This is a genomic window from Janthinobacterium sp. JC611 (assembly GCF_018682595.1).
GTDB lineage: Bacteria > Pseudomonadota > Gammaproteobacteria > Burkholderiales > Burkholderiaceae_D > Janthinobacterium.
In genome coordinates this window covers 393,285-408,786 of record NZ_JAFLJN010000021.1, presented here as the reverse complement: position 1 = coordinate 408,786, position 15,502 = coordinate 393,285, and the positions used below count along the sequence as shown (strand labels likewise).

17 protein-coding genes are annotated in these 15,502 nt (G+C 63.6%); 6 read left to right on the top strand and 11 right to left on the bottom strand.

All coding sequences use genetic code 11. The features are described 5' to 3' along the window. Window positions 1–13: 13 nt before the first annotated feature. The 3 genes from J0O65_RS16210 to J0O65_RS16200 form a co-directional block, all read right to left on the bottom strand. The gene (locus J0O65_RS16210; RefSeq protein WP_215408239.1) at window positions 14–526 is read right to left on the bottom strand and encodes a YgjP-like metallopeptidase domain-containing protein; all 513 of its coding nucleotides are present in this window, start codon (window positions 524–526) and stop codon (window positions 14–16) included. Window positions 527–690: 164 nt separating this feature from the next. Then, complete coding sequence (locus tag J0O65_RS16205; RefSeq protein ID WP_215408237.1) at window positions 691–1,077, bottom strand: KGG domain-containing protein; 387 nt, start codon at window positions 1,075–1,077, stop codon at window positions 691–693. A gap of 48 nt (window positions 1,078–1,125) precedes the next feature. After that, window positions 1,126–1,623, bottom strand: coding sequence for a phasin family protein (locus tag J0O65_RS16200; protein ID WP_251373783.1), 498 nt, complete (start codon window positions 1,621–1,623; stop codon window positions 1,126–1,128). 360 nt (window positions 1,624–1,983) lie between these two features. Here J0O65_RS16200 and purU point away from each other — a divergent pair, with 360 nt between their 5' ends. After that, complete coding sequence (gene purU / locus J0O65_RS16195) at window positions 1,984–2,865, top strand: formyltetrahydrofolate deformylase (protein WP_215408234.1); 882 nt, start codon at window positions 1,984–1,986, stop codon at window positions 2,863–2,865. A 39-nt stretch (window positions 2,866–2,904) separates the two neighbouring features. Continuing rightward, window positions 2,905–3,447, top strand: a complete 543-nt coding sequence (locus J0O65_RS16190; RefSeq protein WP_215408232.1) for a YaeQ family protein — start codon at window positions 2,905–2,907, stop codon at window positions 3,445–3,447. A gap of 60 nt (window positions 3,448–3,507) precedes the next feature. Here the strand turns inward: J0O65_RS16190 and J0O65_RS16185 are convergent, their stop codons facing one another. Further along, on the bottom strand, window positions 3,508–4,293 hold the full coding sequence (locus tag J0O65_RS16185; RefSeq protein WP_215408230.1) for a head GIN domain-containing protein: 786 nt from the start codon (window positions 4,291–4,293) through the stop codon (window positions 3,508–3,510). A 188-nt stretch (window positions 4,294–4,481) separates the two neighbouring features. Between J0O65_RS16185 and J0O65_RS16180 the strand changes: the two genes are divergently transcribed. Continuing rightward, the gene (locus J0O65_RS16180) at window positions 4,482–5,117 is read left to right on the top strand and encodes a class I SAM-dependent rRNA methyltransferase (RefSeq protein ID WP_152253319.1); all 636 of its coding nucleotides are present in this window, start codon (window positions 4,482–4,484) and stop codon (window positions 5,115–5,117) included. Between the two features lie 51 nt (window positions 5,118–5,168). On the opposite strand, the gene J0O65_RS16175 is transcribed toward J0O65_RS16180, so the two are convergent. The 4 genes from J0O65_RS16175 to J0O65_RS16160 form a co-directional block, all read right to left on the bottom strand. After that, complete coding sequence (locus J0O65_RS16175) at window positions 5,169–5,594, bottom strand: helix-turn-helix domain-containing protein (RefSeq protein ID WP_215408228.1); 426 nt, start codon at window positions 5,592–5,594, stop codon at window positions 5,169–5,171. Next, complete coding sequence (locus J0O65_RS16170) at window positions 5,582–5,836, bottom strand: type II toxin-antitoxin system HigB family toxin (protein ID WP_215408226.1); 255 nt, start codon at window positions 5,834–5,836, stop codon at window positions 5,582–5,584. The genes J0O65_RS16175 and J0O65_RS16170 overlap by 13 nt, the downstream gene beginning before the upstream one ends. Window positions 5,837–5,941: 105 nt before the next feature. Then, on the bottom strand, window positions 5,942–7,216 hold the full coding sequence (locus tag J0O65_RS16165; protein ID WP_215408224.1) for a cytochrome c: 1,275 nt from the start codon (window positions 7,214–7,216) through the stop codon (window positions 5,942–5,944). Beyond that, complete coding sequence (locus J0O65_RS16160) at window positions 7,213–7,938, bottom strand: c-type cytochrome (RefSeq protein ID WP_215408222.1); 726 nt, start codon at window positions 7,936–7,938, stop codon at window positions 7,213–7,215. The genes J0O65_RS16165 and J0O65_RS16160 overlap by 4 nt, the downstream gene beginning before the upstream one ends. 153 nt (window positions 7,939–8,091) lie before the next feature. Here J0O65_RS16160 and J0O65_RS16155 point away from each other — a divergent pair, with 153 nt between their 5' ends. Both J0O65_RS16155 and J0O65_RS16150 read left to right on the top strand, forming a co-directional pair. Beyond that, entirely contained in the window at window positions 8,092–9,504 is a 1,413-nt protein-coding gene (locus J0O65_RS16155) for an aminotransferase-like domain-containing protein (protein WP_215408220.1), read from the top strand. A gap of 99 nt (window positions 9,505–9,603) precedes the next feature. Next, a complete protein-coding gene (locus J0O65_RS16150; protein ID WP_215408218.1) occupies window positions 9,604–9,951 on the top strand; it encodes a DUF4870 domain-containing protein in 348 nt (115 codons plus the stop codon). 69 nt (window positions 9,952–10,020) lie between these two features. Here the strand turns inward: J0O65_RS16150 and J0O65_RS16145 are convergent, their stop codons facing one another. Both J0O65_RS16145 and J0O65_RS16140 read right to left on the bottom strand, forming a co-directional pair. Further along, entirely contained in the window at window positions 10,021–10,656 is a 636-nt protein-coding gene (locus tag J0O65_RS16145; RefSeq protein WP_215408216.1) for a 3'-5' exonuclease, read from the bottom strand. A gap of 9 nt (window positions 10,657–10,665) precedes the next feature. Then, entirely contained in the window at window positions 10,666–11,175 is a 510-nt protein-coding gene (locus J0O65_RS16140) for a ProQ/FINO family protein (RefSeq protein WP_215408214.1), read from the bottom strand. A gap of 579 nt (window positions 11,176–11,754) precedes the next feature. Here J0O65_RS16140 and rpoD point away from each other — a divergent pair. Next, the gene (gene rpoD / locus J0O65_RS16135; protein WP_215408212.1) at window positions 11,755–14,298 is read left to right on the top strand and encodes an RNA polymerase sigma factor RpoD; all 2,544 of its coding nucleotides are present in this window, start codon (window positions 11,755–11,757) and stop codon (window positions 14,296–14,298) included. 55 nt (window positions 14,299–14,353) lie between these two features. On the opposite strand, the gene J0O65_RS16130 is transcribed toward rpoD, so the two are convergent. Beyond that, complete coding sequence (locus J0O65_RS16130) at window positions 14,354–15,493, bottom strand: HAF repeat-containing protein (protein WP_215408210.1); 1,140 nt, start codon at window positions 15,491–15,493, stop codon at window positions 14,354–14,356. Between the last annotated feature and the right edge of the window lie 9 nt (window positions 15,494–15,502).

The following is a 15,502-nucleotide window of genomic DNA, read 5'->3' as shown; positions in this document are numbered from 1 at the left end:
CCGGCGCCAGCCTTTACGACCACAGGCGCTGGCCGGCCAGGTCGAGCTGGGTCAGGTACAGGCGCACGTCGAATTCGTACTGATGGTATTGCGGTTCCATATACGTGCACAGCTTGTAGAACGCCTTGTCATGCTGCTTTTCCTTGACGTGCGCCAGTTCGTGCACGGCGATCATGCGCAAAAATTCCAGCGGCACTTCCTTGAACATGGTGGCCACGCGGATTTCATGCTTGGCCTTGAGCTTGCCACCCTGCACGCGCGAGATCGAGGTATGCAAGCCCAGCGCGTGCTGAATCACATGGATCTTGCTGTCGAACGCCACCTTGTTGATGGGGTCAGCGTTGCGCAGGAATTCATTCTTCAAGTCCTGCACGTACTGGTACAACGCCTTGTCGTTGCGCACATCGTGCGCATTCGGATAGCGTTTCAACAGGACATCGCCCAGCTTGTCCTGCGCGATCAGTTGCTGCACTTGCGCTTGCGTTTGTTCGGAATAGGCGCTCAGGTATTTCAGGGATGGCTGCATGCGATGAAGGGCGGGACGGGGCGCGGCGGTGTCGGTAAGGCGAGAATGTACCATACCGCCGCGCCCCGCGCTGCGCCAGCCCTTGCACGGGCCGCCTGGGCAAGCCCGTGCCTTCCTGCGTCAAGCGGCGCGCCGGGGCAGCCTGGCTCGCCCGCTCCGCCCGTTCAGCTCTTCTCGCCCTCGTCCTTCTCGCCCTGGCGGCCAGTACCGCCGCTGCGCGCCGCCGTGCCGCCGCGGCTTTCATTGGCGCGCTGGGCCGATTGCCGGCTTTCGCCGCCCTTGCGGCCGATTTCCGCCATGTGTTCGCGGTTGCGGCTGACGGCTTCGCCGCCTTTCTGCCCGGCGCGGCGTGCTTCTTCCGAGTCGAACTCATGCGCCGTGCCCTTTTGATGGGCTGCCTGGCCGCCCTTGCTGGCGATTTCGCGTTGCTGCTCCTCGTTCATGGCGGCAAAGCCGCGCTTGGCCGGGCCTTTGCCGCTGCCCGATTCGCCGGCTTTCTGGCTGCTGCCAGCGCCGCCTTTACCCTGTTCATTACCTTGATTGCTAGCCATGTCGCTCTCCTTGCTGTCGAGTGGTGGTCAAGTGGTCAATCCAGGCGCTCAATGCGCCTGATCGGATTGCATGCCGGTGTCGCGGCTGCGGCCCGCGCCGTCGCGGTGGCCCGTGGCATGCATTTTTTCGATCATTTCACGCTGGCGCTGCGTGGCTTTTTCCGTTTCCTCTGCCGTCTTGCGCACCACTTCGTCAGCGAAGGCCACGGCCGTGCGGCTCGCTTCGGGCAGGTGGTTCTCTGCCGTGCGGTTCAACTCGACATTGGCGTTGGCGACGAGGTTGCCAAGTTGCTGCCGGTACTGCTGCAGCTTGTTGCTGCTCGGCTGCAGCTGGGCCGCGGCCAGCGACATGAATTCGCCCGTATCGCGCGCGCTCAGCAGTTGCTGGCTGGCGCTGCTCCATTCCTGCAGCAAGTCTTGCGCCAGCCGCAGATGCAGCTCGCTCAGTTGCTGCGCCGTATCGAACATCTTGCGCGATAGTTCCGTGGCGAAATTGCACTGGGCCTCGAGGTGGGACTTCAGGGCGGGGCTGAGACTGGGGGACATACTGTTTGTGAACATGTTCTACCTCAATGAAAAGCGGATCCAGGAAACACCCGGTGCACCGGATGCGACGTGTGCTGAAACAAGCAAAGGGATAGACGCCGGATGGCGTGCCAGGTTCCATGTCAGGTGTCGGTTTGGCGCTGGAATGGGGCTCGGCAGGCGGGAAAATGCGATGACTTTGCGCCAGATCAAATGAACGTGAATCGGCTCGCCGCCGTCGGCAGCCATGCTGCTTGTGTGGAAAATGCAGATTTACAGGCCCGGCCGTGCGACAATAGCCGGCTCGCGGCAGCGCAGCCGATGGCCGGTGCGCGTGGCTGAGCCGAGCATCGCCCACTTTTTTTACCTGATTCCGCGACCATGACGCATCCCGAATACATCCTGACCCTGTCCTGCCTGGACCAGCGCGGCATCGTGCACCGCGTCTCCGGCTTCCTGGCCGAACGCGGCTGCAATATCATCGATTCCGCCCAGTTCGGCGACCAGGAATCCCAGCTGTTCTTCATGCGCGTGCATTTCGCGCTGGAGGACGGCGCCGTCAGCGACGCCCGGTTGCGCAGCGACTTCGCCGACCTGTCGCAAGCGATGCAGTTGAATGGCCCCTTCCACGGCCAGTTGCACGATGCGCGCGTCAAGCCGCGCGTCATGCTGATGGTGTCGAAGATCGGCCATTGCCTGAACGATTTGCTGTTCCGCTACAAGAGCGGCTTGCTGAACGTGGAAATTCCCGCCATCGTGTCGAATCACATGGAGTTCTACCAACTGGCGGCCAGCTACAATATTCCCTTCCATCACCTGCCGCTGGCGACCGGCGCGCCGGAAGCGGCCAAGCTGGCGCAGGAAGCGAAGATCATCGAGCTGATGGACACGCACAAGATCGACCTGGTGGTGCTGGCGCGCTACATGCAAATCCTCTCGCCGGGCCTGTGCCAGGCGCTCGACGGCCGCGCCATCAATATCCACCATTCCTTCCTGCCCAGCTTCAAGGGCGCCAAGCCGTATGCGCAGGCGCATCACCGCGGCGTCAAGCTGATCGGCGCGACGGCCCATTTCGTCACGGGCGACCTGGACGAAGGCCCGATCATCGAGCAGGATGTCGAGCGCGTCGACCATGCGATGGATGCCGAGACCCTGACGGCCATCGGCCGCGACGTCGAGTGCGTGGTGCTGGCGCGCGCCGTGAAATGGTTCGTCGAGCACCGCATCCTGAAAAATGGCGACAAGACCGTGGTTTTCCGCTGATACCGACTTCACTCTTCACTTTACCGAGACAGAAACACGATGGCCCTCAAAGCAACCATTTTCAAAGCCGATCTGCAGATCGCCGACATGGACCGCAATTACTACCAGGATCACGCGCTGACCCTGGCGCGCCACCCGTCCGAAACGGACGAGCGCATGATGGTGCGCCTGCTGGCGTTCGCCATCCACGCCGACGAGGCGCTGACCTTCACCAAGGGCCTGTTCGACACGGAGGAGCCCGACCTGTGGCAGAAGGACTTGACGGGCGCCATCCAGCTGTGGATCGAAGTGGGCCAGCCGGATGAAAAGCGCATCCTGAAGGCCTGCGGCCGTTCGGAGCAGGTCATCGTCTACAGCTATGGCGCAACCAGCCACATCTGGTGGAAGCAGATCGCCAACAAGCTGGAACGGGCGAAGAACCTGACCGTGATCAACTTGCCGTCCGACGCGGCGCAAGACATGAGCAGGCTGGCGCAGCGCACGATGCAGCTGCAATGCACGATCCAGGATGGCCAGATATGGCTGACCGACAGCGTCAACACGGTGCTGATCGACCGCGAACCGGTGAAGCCGGCGCGCTGAGCTTGACCGTCTGAAACGCACAAAGCCCGGATCGCTCCGGGCTTTTTTCGTTGTGAGTGATTAATTCGGCGCGGCGCCCAGGCGCTTGATGCTGCTCGAACGCTGCATGCTGCGGCTGATGCGCGGATCGCCGTAGTAGCTCACTTCGCCCGAGCCGCCGATGCTGATGCTCAAGTCATCCCTGGCCCACACGGTGGCCTCGCCCGAGCCGCCGATGCTCACCTGCACCTCGCGCGCGGCCAGGCGGCCCGCCTGGATATTGCCCGAGCCGCCGATCGACGCCGTCAGCTGCTCCGTCTTGCCGCTGGCCTTGAAGTTGCCGCTGCCGCCGATGGCCACGGCCACCTGGCGGCTGTCGAGGCCGCGCGCGTCGATGGAACCGGAGCCGCCCACGTCGAAGCGCAGATTCTCGGCGCGCAAGCCCGTTGCCGTGATGTTGCCCGAGCCGCCCACGCTGACGCGTTCCACCTGGCGCGCCTGGATGACGATGGTGAGGCTGCTCTGGCGGAAGTTGGTGTTGCGCTTGGCGGCGCGGATGCGCAAGGTGCCGTTTTCCACCGCCGTCTCGATCAGCGGCAGGATATTGTCGTCAGCCTCGATGCTGACGCTGTCCGTGTTGCCGATGCGCAGTTCGACCGTGCCCGGCACGTTCAGCGCCACGCCATGGAAGCTGCCCACGTCGCGCGTCTGCTTTTGCAGCTTGCCGCTGCCCTGGATGTTGTTGCCGGAAATCCAGTCGAGCGGCGACGCCAGCGCCGGCGCGGCCGGGATGGCGAGCGCGCAGGCGGCCAGCAGCAGGGCGGTGGCGGCGCGGACATGGCGTGGGTGGAAAAGTGGCTGTGGCATTCTTGCTCCCTGTTTGGAATTGGTCTGCAGGCATGGTATGCCAGCCGGCCGCGCCTGCGTAGCGCGTTGCGACAGACTGCGCCAGCAGCGGCATGGAATGCGGGAGGATGCGACAGGATGGCATGAGGTATCATGCCGGTATTGCACATACGACGAGCGGCACGCGCCGCTCACACTACTGGAATTACATGCTGATCATCACCATCAAACAGGGCAAGGAAAAGAGCTTGCTGGGCCAATCGTGGATTTACGCGTCCGCGATTGAAAAAGTCGAAGGCAAGCCGCAGGAAAAAATGAAGCCCGGCTCGACGGCCATCGTGCAAAGCTCGTCCAAGCAGTTCATCGCCCGCGCCGCCTACAATTCGAAGTCGCAGATCCGCGCGCGCATCTGGAGCTTCAAGGAAGACGAACCGGTCGACCACGCGCTGATCAAGCGCCGCGTCAAGGCCGCCATCGAGAAAAAATTATCTGCCATCAAGAAGGCGGGCGAAAACCAGCTGTTGACCCTGATCAAGGGCGAAGACGAGGGCTTGCCGGGCCTGGTGGTGCAGCTGTTCGGCGGCGTGCAAGGCTACCTGATCTGCGAATTCAACGCCGGCGGCGTCGACGCATGGAAAGTGGCCATCGTGCAATCGCTGATGGCTTCCACCGGTTGCGCCAACGTGTACGAGCGCTGCGACGACCTGATGCGCAAGGGCGAAGGCTTGCCGCTGATCGACGGCGCCCTGGCGGGCGAGGAACCGCCCGATGAAGTCATGTTGACGGACAACGGCGTGCGCTATGCGCTGGACCTCAAAACGGGGCACAAGAGCAAGTTCCGCTGAGAACGGCTGCTTGACGTGAAAAACCGGCGCTGGCCGGTTTTTTTTATTGGCTTACGCCATGAACACACTGGCGGGAACATTGAACCGTTGCGCCAGGGCCTTGATCTGCCGCACATTCAATGTGCGCTTGCCGTTGAGTACTTCAGAGACGACGCCTTGAGTGCCCACTTCCGGCACGTCGGATTGCGTCAGCGCATGTTGCTCCATCAACAGGCGCAGCGTGGCCTCAGGCGAGACGGGAACCGGTGGAAAATGCTCCTGATCGTAATCGGCTATCAGCCGGCCAATACTCTCAACCAGCCCGGCCAAGGGGTGCGTTTCCTCGGCCGCCCCGGCGTCCAATAACTGATGCAAGACGCTGGCAGCATGTTCATACGCGGTCGCATCAGGTATTGCCTGCAGAGGAACCAGCTTGGACAAGGCCTGATAGTGGACGGTGATTTCTGTAATCATTTCACGATGCATCAAGGTTTCCATGCGTCGTACTCCTTATGCGTCAGCACTTTCCGGATGAATAACAGCTGGCGATTGAAGTGAATCGCGGCGATGATCCGGTATTTGTTACCGCCAAAATTAAAAACATAGTAATCACCGACACGATCGGCGGCGTTAAATATCGACTTCAGCATGGCGAAATTGGCAAACGACCGCGATTCGATGATCTTGCGCCATGCTGGCAAGGGTTCGCCAGCCGGGGGATGCCTGCTGGCGAAATCCATCAAAGCCCCTTGTTGGCGACGATGCGCATAGGCTGAAGTGATGCTGTGACGAAGTGGTATCGTGATTCATGGATTATCTCAGTTTGAGATAATCGTCAAACGGCCTTACTCCAGCGGCACGCTGCGGTATTTGTTCACCTCCAGCGCCGACACGGCCGGCGCATCGTTGCCCCAGGACGCGCGCAGGTAGGTCACCACGGCCGCTACTTCCGCATCATCCATGACGGGGCCGAACGGCGGCATGCCATACGGGCGCGGGCTGCCTTGGGTCCCGGGCGCGAAGCCGCCGTTGAGCACGAGGCGGATGGCGTTGACGGCCGATTGCGTCGTCAGCGCGCGGTTGCCGGCCAGCGGCGGGTAGCCGGGCGGCACGCCCTTGCCGTCGGCCTGGTGGCAGCTCGCGCATTGCTCCTCATACAGTTTCGCGCCCAGCGCCAGTTGCTGCCGCGCCTGCTCTGACGTGTCGCGCGGCGTCCGTTGCGCGGGCTGCGCGGGACCAGGCAGGCTTTTCAGGTAGACGGCCATGGCCTGCACGTCGCTCGTCTCCATGTGCTGCAGGCTTTGCCGCACGACTTCCGCCATGGGGCCGAAGACGGTGGCGCGCGGCGACACGCCCGTTTGCAGCAATTCCACGATATGCGCCGTATCCCAGTCACCGAGGCCCGCTTCCGCGTCCGACGTCAGCGAGGGCGCGTACCAGCCCAGCACGGGAATCAGGCCGCCCGACAGGCCGTCGTCGCTGCCGCCCAGGGTCGTGCGGCTGCTATGGCAGGCGCTGCAGTGGCCCAGACCCTGCACCAGGTAGGCGCCGCGGTTCCATTCCATGCTCTTGTCCGTCAGCGGCTGGTACACGCCCGGCTTGAAATACAGGGCGCGCCAGGCGGCCAGCGCGATCTGCTGGTTGTAAGGAAAGCGCAGCGCGTGCGGCGCGTTTGCTTGCCTGTGCGGCGCCACGCTCTGGAAATACGCGTACAGGGCGTCGCTGTCTTCGCGCCGCACCTTGGTGTAGCTGGTGTAGGGAAAGGCCGGATACAGCAGCCGCCCATCCTTCGACTTGCCGTTGTGGATGGCGCGCCAGAAATCGTCGGCCGTCCAGCTGCCGATGCCCGTTTCCCTGTCGGCCGTGATGTTGGGCGAGAGCACCTTGCCGAACGGCGTCTGCAAGGCCCGTCCGCCCGCATACGGGACGCCGCCGCGCGTCGTGTGGCAGGCCATGCAGTCGCCCGCCTTGGCCAGGTAGGCACCGCGCGCGACCAGCTGTTGCGGGCTCAAGGTGTTGGCGGCGGCGGGCGGACCCAGGTCGTCGCCCGGATACAGCGCGAACCTGGCGCCGGCGGCGACGACGGCCACGCCGGCAACAGCGATCAGCCATTTCTTCATGGCGCCACCTGTGCGCTGGAACCGGGTACGCCGCCGCAATGCAGGGGCAGGGGCAGGGCGATGCCGCCGGCGGGGCGCGCATCGGCGCTGGCCACTTGCGTGCCCAGCCAGGCCGAGACGGCGCCCACGTCCGCGTCCGACAGGCGCTGCGCCACTTGCGCCATGCAGTCGGGGGCGTGGGCGCGGCGGATGCCGTTCTTCCACGCGCCCAGCTGGGCGTTGATATAGTCGCGCGGCAAGCCCAGCAAGCCGGGGATGGCGGGCGCCACGCCGGCCAGCTGCTGGCCATGGCAGGCGATGCAGGCGGGGATTTTTTTGCCGGCATCGCCATGCAGCACCAGCTGCTTGCCGCGCGCCAAGGCCGCCGTGCCGGCGCCGCTGGGCTGGGCCGGCGGCGGGGCCGGGTGCTGCGCCGCAAAATAGTCGGCGATTTCGCGCAGGTAGTCGTCTGACAAGTGTTCCACCATATAGTTCATCAGCGGATACTGGCGCCGTCCCTCGCGAAAGTTCAGCAACTGGTGGTACAGGTAGCCGGCCGGCTTGCCGGCGATGCGGGGAAAGAAGGCATCATGCTTTTCCTGTCGTGCATGGCAAGCCGTGCACGCCTTGATGCGCTGTTCCAGGCTGTCGTGGCTGGCGGAGATGGCGGCGGGCGCGGCCTGCGCCGTGGCGGGCGGCGCGACGGCCAGGGCCAGCAGCACGAGGGGGGAATGCAGTAGCATGGAAAGTCGCATGGGGAAATAAGCTGTCTCGTCGGTCGATAATGGCGTGCCGGTGTTGCTGCCCGGATGTTGTTACCCTAGCATATAACGGGCGCTGTCACTGTGACAGGATCAGTTGTGCAATAAAACTACGGATCAGTTTGAGGAGCAGGGTTGAAACGATATGAGGAATTGGCGGAAGAAGTCGCCGCCATGATCAGCACGCAGCTGTTGTTGCCTGGTGATAAGTTGCCCTCCGTGCGCCAGCAGCATGCGCGCAGGGGCGTGAGTCCGTCGACGGTGTTCCAGGCGTATTATTTGCTTGAAGCGCGCGGCATGATCGTCTCGCGGCCCCGCTCCGGCTATTACGTGGCGCCGCGGCGCGCCGCGCTGGCCCCCGAGCCGGACAGTTCGCGCCCCGTCGACGCCAGCACCACGGTCGACGTCAGCGACCTGGTGTTCGAGGTGCTGGGCGCCGTGGGGTCGCGCGATATCGTGCCCTTCGGCTCGGCGTTCCCCAGCCCGCACCTGTTCCCGATGGAAAAACTGGCGCGGACCGTGTCGGCCAGCATGCGCCGCCTCGACCCGTGGAGCAGCGTCACGGATCTGTCGCTGGGCAATGCGGAGCTGCGTCGCCAGATCGCCCTGCGCTACCAGCAGGACGGCGTGCCCGTTTCCAGCGACGACATCGTCATCACGAATGGCGCGCTGGAAGCGCTGAACCTGTGCCTGCAAGCCGTCACGCGGCCCGGCGACACGGTGCTGATCGAGTCGCCCAGCTTCTACGCCTGCCTGCAGGCGCTGCAGCGGCTGGAACTCAAGGCGGTGGAAATTGCCACCAGCCCGCGCGACGGCGTCGACCTGGCGGCGCTCGAGGAATTGCTGCTGCGCCACCAGCCCAAGGCGTGCTGGCTGATGACGAATTTCCAGAATCCCCTGGGCAGCCTGATGCCGCCGGAAAAGAAGCGCGCGCTGGTCGACCTGCTGGCGCGCCATGGCGTGCCGCTGATCGAGGATGACGTGTATGGCGAGCTGTACTTTGGCAAGCAGCGCCCGGGCCTGACGAAAAGCCACGACAGCGCCGGCCTCGTCATGCATTGCAGCTCGTTTTCCAAGACCCTGGCGCCCGGCTTCCGGCTGGGCTGGGCCGTGGCGGGCCGCTACGCGCGCCAGGTCGAGCGCCTGAAGCTGACCACCAGCCTGTCGGCGCCCATCCCGTTGCAGATGGCGCTGGCCGACTACCTGGCGGCAGGCGGCTACGACCGCCATCTGCGCCAGTTGCGGCTGACCCTGGCGGCGCAGCAACACACCATGTTGCAAGCCATCGCCGTGCATTTTCCGCCCGGCACGCGCGTGACGCGGCCGCAGGGCGGTTATTTCGTCTGGGTGGAGATGCCTGCCGGTATCGATGCGCTGGCCTTGCACCGCAGCGCGCTGGCGGCCGGCATCAGCATCGCGCCCGGCCCCATTTTTTCCGCCACGCGCGCGTTTCGCCACTGCATCCGCCTCAATTACGGCCACCCGTGGAGCACGCAGCTGGAAGAAGCCATCGCCACCCTGGGGCGGCTGGCGCTGGCCGCGGCATAGCGGCGAACAAAAAAAGTTCCTTGCGACAGCAAGTGTTTCATTCCAAAAAGAAATATTGCTGTTATATTGGTGTATCTATAACTAATGATGGGAATGATAATGGATAACACGCAGCCGGAAGTGGGTCGTTCGCAGGATACGACGATCGCCATCCTGTCCCACGTAGGCGGCCTGTTCACCAGCTGGGTGGCGCCGCTGATCATTTATTTGATCAAGAAGGACGAGGCGGATAAATTCTCGGCCGAGAACGCCCGCGAAGCGCTCAATTTCCAGATCACCCTGATCATCTGGTATTTCGCCTGCTTCATCCTGTCGTTCGTGCTGATCGGCCTGTTCCTGTTCTGGGTCGTGGCGCTGGCCAACCTGGTGTGCTCGATCGTCGCGGCCGTCAAGGCCAGCAACGGCCTCACTTACCGCTATCCCTTGACCTTGCGCCTGGTCAAGTAAGGCCGCACCGGCCGCCGGGTTTCAGCCCGGGCGGCCGGGCAGCGCCTTACTGCGGGACGGCGCGCAGGCTCAGGCGGCGACAGGCGGCGGGCTGGCGCGCGGGGCTTTTTGCGGCGTGACTTTGCCGCCCTCGGCGATCCAGCGGCGGTACACGCGCAGGGCCACTTGCGCATCGTCGGCCGCGTACAGGATCTGCTTGTCCGTCAGGCGCGACGTGGCCCAGTTGGTGGTGGAGATCTTTTTCGATTTCTGCAGGTGCAGGCCGAAGAACTTGGCCACGGCCGTCTTCGCGCCCAGGTCGTTGCGCTGGCCGCCGCGCAGGGCGACGGACAGGTCGAGCACCTGGGCCGGCGCGATGCCCAGCTTGTTGCGCAGGCGCTTGACGTCGTCGGACAGGCCAAAGCCCACCTTCAGCGTGGCGGTCGACTCGAGAATGGCTTTGAGTTCGGCCAGGGCCGGCGCCGGCGTGCTGCCGACCTGGAACAGGTAGGCGATGTCGTCGGTGGCCAGCTGGATCAGATGGGGTCCCGTGGAGGACTCGCCCTTGACAAAGGTCGGCTTCGATTCCGTATCGAAGCCGATGGCGTCCGCTGCCAGCAGGGCGGCCATGGCCGCTTTTGCGTCATCGCTGGTGCGTACCAGCTTGACGTGGTCGAGTGCGATGCCTTGATAGGGGGGCAGGGGCGGTGCGGCAGCTGTATCCATGAAACCGGATCAGCCTTTGCGCGAGAATTTCGCGGTCAGCTGATTCAGTTTTTCCAGGCGCAAGCGGTTCGCCTCTTCGGCGGCGGCCGCGTCGCGTTCGGCTTTCTTGCGTTCGGCTTCCTTCTTGAAGCGCTGCTGCAATACTTGCGTGGCGTGCTCGCGGTGGGTTTGCGTCACTTCCGCGCCGGCCGTGCCGTCGAGGTCGTAGCGTACCTTGGCTTTTTCCATCACGCGCAGGTAGCGCAGCGAACCCGTGTGGATGCCCAGCGCCGTGCGCATCAGCTTGCGGTCCAGGTCCGGCAGGCGTGCCAGGATCTGCTTGTCGATACCGATCGACAAGGGCAGGCAATCGCGGAATGGCGGGAATTGCTCCTGGAACTGCTTCAGCAGGGCGCGCGCGGTCAGTCCGGCAGGCGCCGGCGTGGTCGCTGCGGCCGGTGCCGCCGCTGGGGCTGCATCGACTGGCGTGTCAGGAGTGGTGGCTTGCTGGTCTGGCGTGGAGCTGGTCATCGACATCATTGGTTGGGCTATAAAAGGGGAGCATAGCACGCGCCACAGGCAAGTGCATTGTCTTTTTTGGCAACTTGAGCTGCGACAAGCGGGTTCGCACTACAGCGGACACAGCGCGAAATGCGGGAAATGTGTATAATGTCGGCTTGCGCTGATGACTGGGCCCTGTTTTTGAAGGTCTGGCTCAGGTGTGCAGGGGATAGGAGCAGTGCGGTGCAGGGCCATCATTATTGATAATTTTGATATCAGATATTTTGTTTATCAATTATCCAGATAACTGGCCTTCGTGCATAATCTTGCTCTCCGCTGTGTCTTCACTGAACAACAATAGATTCAAGCCCGTTCTGGTACGGGCTTTTTTTCATTCCGCAATGTACATCGCTTATTTATCTGACCCGGTTTCGGCCTCGCCGTTCGGTCCCGCGCTCCTCATGCCGGCTGCGCGGGCTATGAACGTCACGATAGACAGGCGCCGCTGCCCTTGACGGCAGCCGCAACAATACGCTCCATCGAGTCCGGTTTCGCAGGCTTAGGTGGAATCATTCACTTCGCGCCGACACCATCTGGTCTCGCATTAAGAGATATCTCATGAAGAATACGCCAAAAACTTTAACGTTGTCCGCCAAGGCGCCACGCCCAGCCGCGGCGCCACTTGCCGTACCCAAAACGACTTTATCTTACTTCATCGATAATGCGCAAGCGAATCCGGAAGCCACCGTCACGACGGCGCCGACCGTCGTCACCGTGGTGAAGAAAAGCCGCTCGCGCCTGGCCGCCGTGCCGCCGGCCGAGCCGGTTGTCGAAGCCGCCGTCAGCGCACCTGTCGCCGAGGCTGCTGCCGAGCTCGCCGAAGCGGCGCCGGCCAAGACGCCGAGCGTGAAGATCGCCCCTGGCGCCAAGGCCCCGGCCGCGCCGCGCAAGGTCAGCGAAAGCGCCGCCACGAACAAGGTGGTGACGGCAGCCCGCTCGAAAGTCGTGCGCGCCAAGCCGGAAGCGGCCCCCGTGACCATCATCACCGGCGCGCAAGTGGTCAGCAAGACCACCGACGCCGACGCCCTGGCCGCCATCGATACCTCGAATTACTTCTTGCCGACCGTCAAGGTGCCGGGCCGCCGCGGCCGCAAGCCAAGCGAATTCACGCCGGAAAACGATGAAGTGGCGGCACTCAACGCCGTCGAGCGCGCGGAACTGAAGGCCGTCTCGAAGGCGCGCGACCGCAAGGCCAAGGGCGGCCTGGCGGACGCGCTGGGCGATCCGGAAGCGTCGGCAGCGGACCTGGAACGCCGCCGCAAGCAGATCACGGGCTTGATCAACATGGGCAAGGAACGCGGTTTCCTCACCTATGCCGAGATCAATGACCAATTGCCGGAAAACATCATCGATCCGGAAGCGATCGAAGGCATCATCGCCACCTTCAACGACATGGGCATCGCCGTCTACGAGCGCGCCCCTGACGCGGAAAGCCTGTTGTTGACCGACAACGTCGCCACCGTCACCAGCGACGATGAAGTGGAAGCGGCCGCCGCGACGGCCCTGTCGACGGTCGACTCCGACTTCGGCCGCACCACCGACCCCGTGCGCATGTACATGCGTGAGATGGGCGCCGTGGCGCTGCTGACGCGCGAAGGCGAGATCGAGATCGCCAAGCGCATCGAAGGTGGCCTGAAGGATATGATCCAGGCGATTTCCGCCTGCCCGACCACCATCGGCGAAATCGTCGCGCTGTCGCAAAAAATCGCGCGCGATGAAATCAAGGTCGATGAAGTGGTCGACGGTTTCGTCGACTTGAACGAAAGCAATGCGCCGGCGCCCGCCGCCGCGCCCGTCGCCGCCAGCGGTGACGACGAGGAAGAGGAAGAGGAAGCCGAGGAAGAAGACGGCGACGCCAATGGCGGCGCGGCCGGTTTCTCCAGCGAGCAACTGGCGCAGCTGAAAAAGAATGCGTTGGAGAAATTCAACGTCATTTCCACGCAGTACGAGAAGATGCGCAAGGCGCCCGAGGGTTACAACTCGAAAGCCTACGTCAAGGCGCAAGAAGCCATTTCGCAGGAATTGCTGGGCATCCGCTTCACGGCCAAGGTCGTGGAAAAGCTGTGCGACACCCTGCGCGGCCAGATGGAAGAAGTGCGCCACATCGAGCGCGCCGTGCTGGAACTGTGCGTGAACAAATGCGGCATGCCGCGCGCCCACTTCATCAAGGTGTTCCCGGGCAATGAATGCGACCTGGAATGGGTCGACCGCGAAGTCGATTGCAAGTATCCGTACAGCGCCATCCTCAGCCGCAACGTGCCTGCCGTCAAGGAACTGCAAAAGAAGATGATCGACCTGCAAGCCCGCGTGGCCCTGCCGCTGGCTGACTTGCGCAAGATCAACAAGCAGATGGCGGCCGGCGAAAAGCGCGCCCGTCACGCGAAACGCGAAATGACGGTGGCCAACTTGCGCCTGGTCATCTCGATCGCCAAGAAGTACATCAACCGCGGCCTGCAATTCCTCGACCTGATCCAGGAAGGCAATATCGGTCTGCTGAAGGCCGTCGATAAATTCGAATACCGCCGCGGCTACAAGTTCTCGACCTACGCCACCTGGTGGATCCGCCAGGCCATCACGCGTTCGATCGCCGACATGGCCCGCACCATCCGCGTGCCTGTGCACATGATCGAAACGATCAACAAGATGAACCGCATCTCGCGCCAGATCATGCAGGAAACGGGCAGCGAGCCCGACTTGGCGACCCTGGCCGTCAAGATGGAAATGCCGGAAAACAAGGTGCGCGAGATCATGAAGATCGCCAAGGAGCCGATTTCCATGGAAACGCCGATGGGCGAGGATGGCGATTCGCAGCTGGGCGACTTTATCGAAGACAACACCACCCTGGCGCCGCTGGACGCCGCGCTGCACGCCTCGATGCGCAACGTGATCAAGGAAGTGCTCGATTCCCTGACGCCGCGCGAAGCGAAAGTGCTGCGCATGCGTTATGGCGTGGAAATGTCGAACGACCACACGCTGGAAGAAGTGGGCAAGCAGTTCGACGTGACGCGCGAGCGCATCCGCCAGATCGAAGCGAAAGCCATGAGCAAGCTGCGCCAGCCTTCGCGTTCGGACAAGCTGAAAACTTTCCTCACGCAAAACTAAGCAGTGACAAAAAAGAGGCGCAAGCCTCTTTTTTTCGCCCGTCCCCGGCGTCGCCTTACAAAAAATGCATGCGCTGGCCCGTCACGCCGGCGCGGTGGCGGCGCCGCAGCTGGTACAGCGCCACGCCGCTGGCGGAGATGAGGAAGGTGATGAGCAGCCATTCCAGCGGGTTGCGGCGCGGCGGCGCCGGCGACGCCTGCGACGGCACGGCGAAGGCCTGGAACTTGTGCCCCGTGTAGATGGCGCCCACCACGAGGCCGGCGTCCGTGATCTTGTTGGTCAGGTACAGGCCATCGTCGCGGCGGCGCACCGTCATCACACCTTCCTTGTAGACAAAGGTCATCGGTTCAAAGCCCTTGATGCTGACGCTGCCGACCACGTGCCCGGCCGCATTGACGGCCGTGGCGTAGCTGTCGCCCTGGCCGATCATGGCACCGAGGTCGAGCATGCGCTTGCCGTCCCAGGCAAACGCGTGCCAGCGGCGCTTCTCCGTTTCCGACGCGCCCACGATCAGGCCCGCGTCATTGATGGCGGTGGCCGAGCTGATGCGTCCGCCGGGCAGGGTGCCGATTTCCTGCATGCCCGTGCCGGGGCGGTAGACGAAGGCGCGGCGGTAGCCATCGCCGCGCTGCGCCGTGCCCACCACCACGCCGTGGTTGTTCAGGCCGCTGGCATAGCTGCTGGCGCCGCCCAGGGTGCCCAGGTCTTGCAGGCTGTGGTCGGCTTTCGTGACGAAGGCGTGGAAATCGCCGCCGCTGGTATCGGCATAGCCGGCGATCGTGCCGTCGCGCGTGATGGCCGTGGCATAGCTGCTGGTGCCGCCCAGGGTGCCCAGGTCGCGCATGCCGCCCGCCGCATCGTAGTGGAAGGCATGCCAGGCGCCGCTGGCCGTCTGCGCCGAACCGACCACCACGCCATGGATATTGATGGCCTTGGTGAAACCTTCAGCGCCGCCCAGGGTGCCCAGTTCGCTGATGCGGCCATGCTGATACGTGACGGCGCGGCGCCGTCCTTCTTCTTCCATGATGATGCCGGCCACCAGGCCCGCCGGGTTCAGGTCGGACGCGATGCTGCCGTTGCCATCCCTTTCGCCAAAGCCGCGTTCGACATAGATGGCGGCGCTGGCGGTGGGGATGGCGGCCAGCAGGCACAGGCCGAGCAGTGAGGCGTGGAAGCGCAAGAACCGTGGCGGCATGATAGTTTC

Coding starts and splice junctions, on each gene's coding strand:
- J0O65_RS16210 (WP_215408239.1), bottom strand. CDS start 526: ATGCAGCCATCCCTGAAATACCTGAGCGCCTATTCCGAACAAACGCAA.
- J0O65_RS16205 (WP_215408237.1), bottom strand. CDS start 1,077: ATGGCTAGCAATCAAGGTAATGAACAGGGTAAAGGCGGCGCTGGCAGC.
- J0O65_RS16200 (WP_251373783.1), bottom strand. CDS start 1,623: ATGTCCCCCAGTCTCAGCCCCGCCCTGAAGTCCCACCTCGAGGCCCAG.
- purU (WP_215408234.1), top strand. CDS start 1,984: ATGACGCATCCCGAATACATCCTGACCCTGTCCTGCCTGGACCAGCGC.
- J0O65_RS16190 (WP_215408232.1), top strand. CDS start 2,905: ATGGCCCTCAAAGCAACCATTTTCAAAGCCGATCTGCAGATCGCCGAC.
- J0O65_RS16185 (WP_215408230.1), bottom strand. CDS start 4,293: ATGCCACAGCCACTTTTCCACCCACGCCATGTCCGCGCCGCCACCGCC.
- J0O65_RS16180 (WP_152253319.1), top strand. CDS start 4,482: ATGCTGATCATCACCATCAAACAGGGCAAGGAAAAGAGCTTGCTGGGC.
- J0O65_RS16175 (WP_215408228.1), bottom strand. CDS start 5,594: ATGGAAACCTTGATGCATCGTGAAATGATTACAGAAATCACCGTCCAC.
- J0O65_RS16170 (WP_215408226.1), bottom strand. CDS start 5,836: ATGGATTTCGCCAGCAGGCATCCCCCGGCTGGCGAACCCTTGCCAGCA.
- J0O65_RS16165 (WP_215408224.1), bottom strand. CDS start 7,216: ATGAAGAAATGGCTGATCGCTGTTGCCGGCGTGGCCGTCGTCGCCGCC.
- J0O65_RS16160 (WP_215408222.1), bottom strand. CDS start 7,938: ATGCTACTGCATTCCCCCCTCGTGCTGCTGGCCCTGGCCGTCGCGCCG.
- J0O65_RS16150 (WP_215408218.1), top strand. CDS start 9,604: ATGGATAACACGCAGCCGGAAGTGGGTCGTTCGCAGGATACGACGATC.
- J0O65_RS16145 (WP_215408216.1), bottom strand. CDS start 10,656: ATGGATACAGCTGCCGCACCGCCCCTGCCCCCCTATCAAGGCATCGCA.
- J0O65_RS16140 (WP_215408214.1), bottom strand. CDS start 11,175: ATGATGTCGATGACCAGCTCCACGCCAGACCAGCAAGCCACCACTCCT.
- rpoD (WP_215408212.1), top strand. CDS start 11,755: ATGAAGAATACGCCAAAAACTTTAACGTTGTCCGCCAAGGCGCCACGC.
- J0O65_RS16130 (WP_215408210.1), bottom strand. CDS start 15,493: ATGCCGCCACGGTTCTTGCGCTTCCACGCCTCACTGCTCGGCCTGTGC.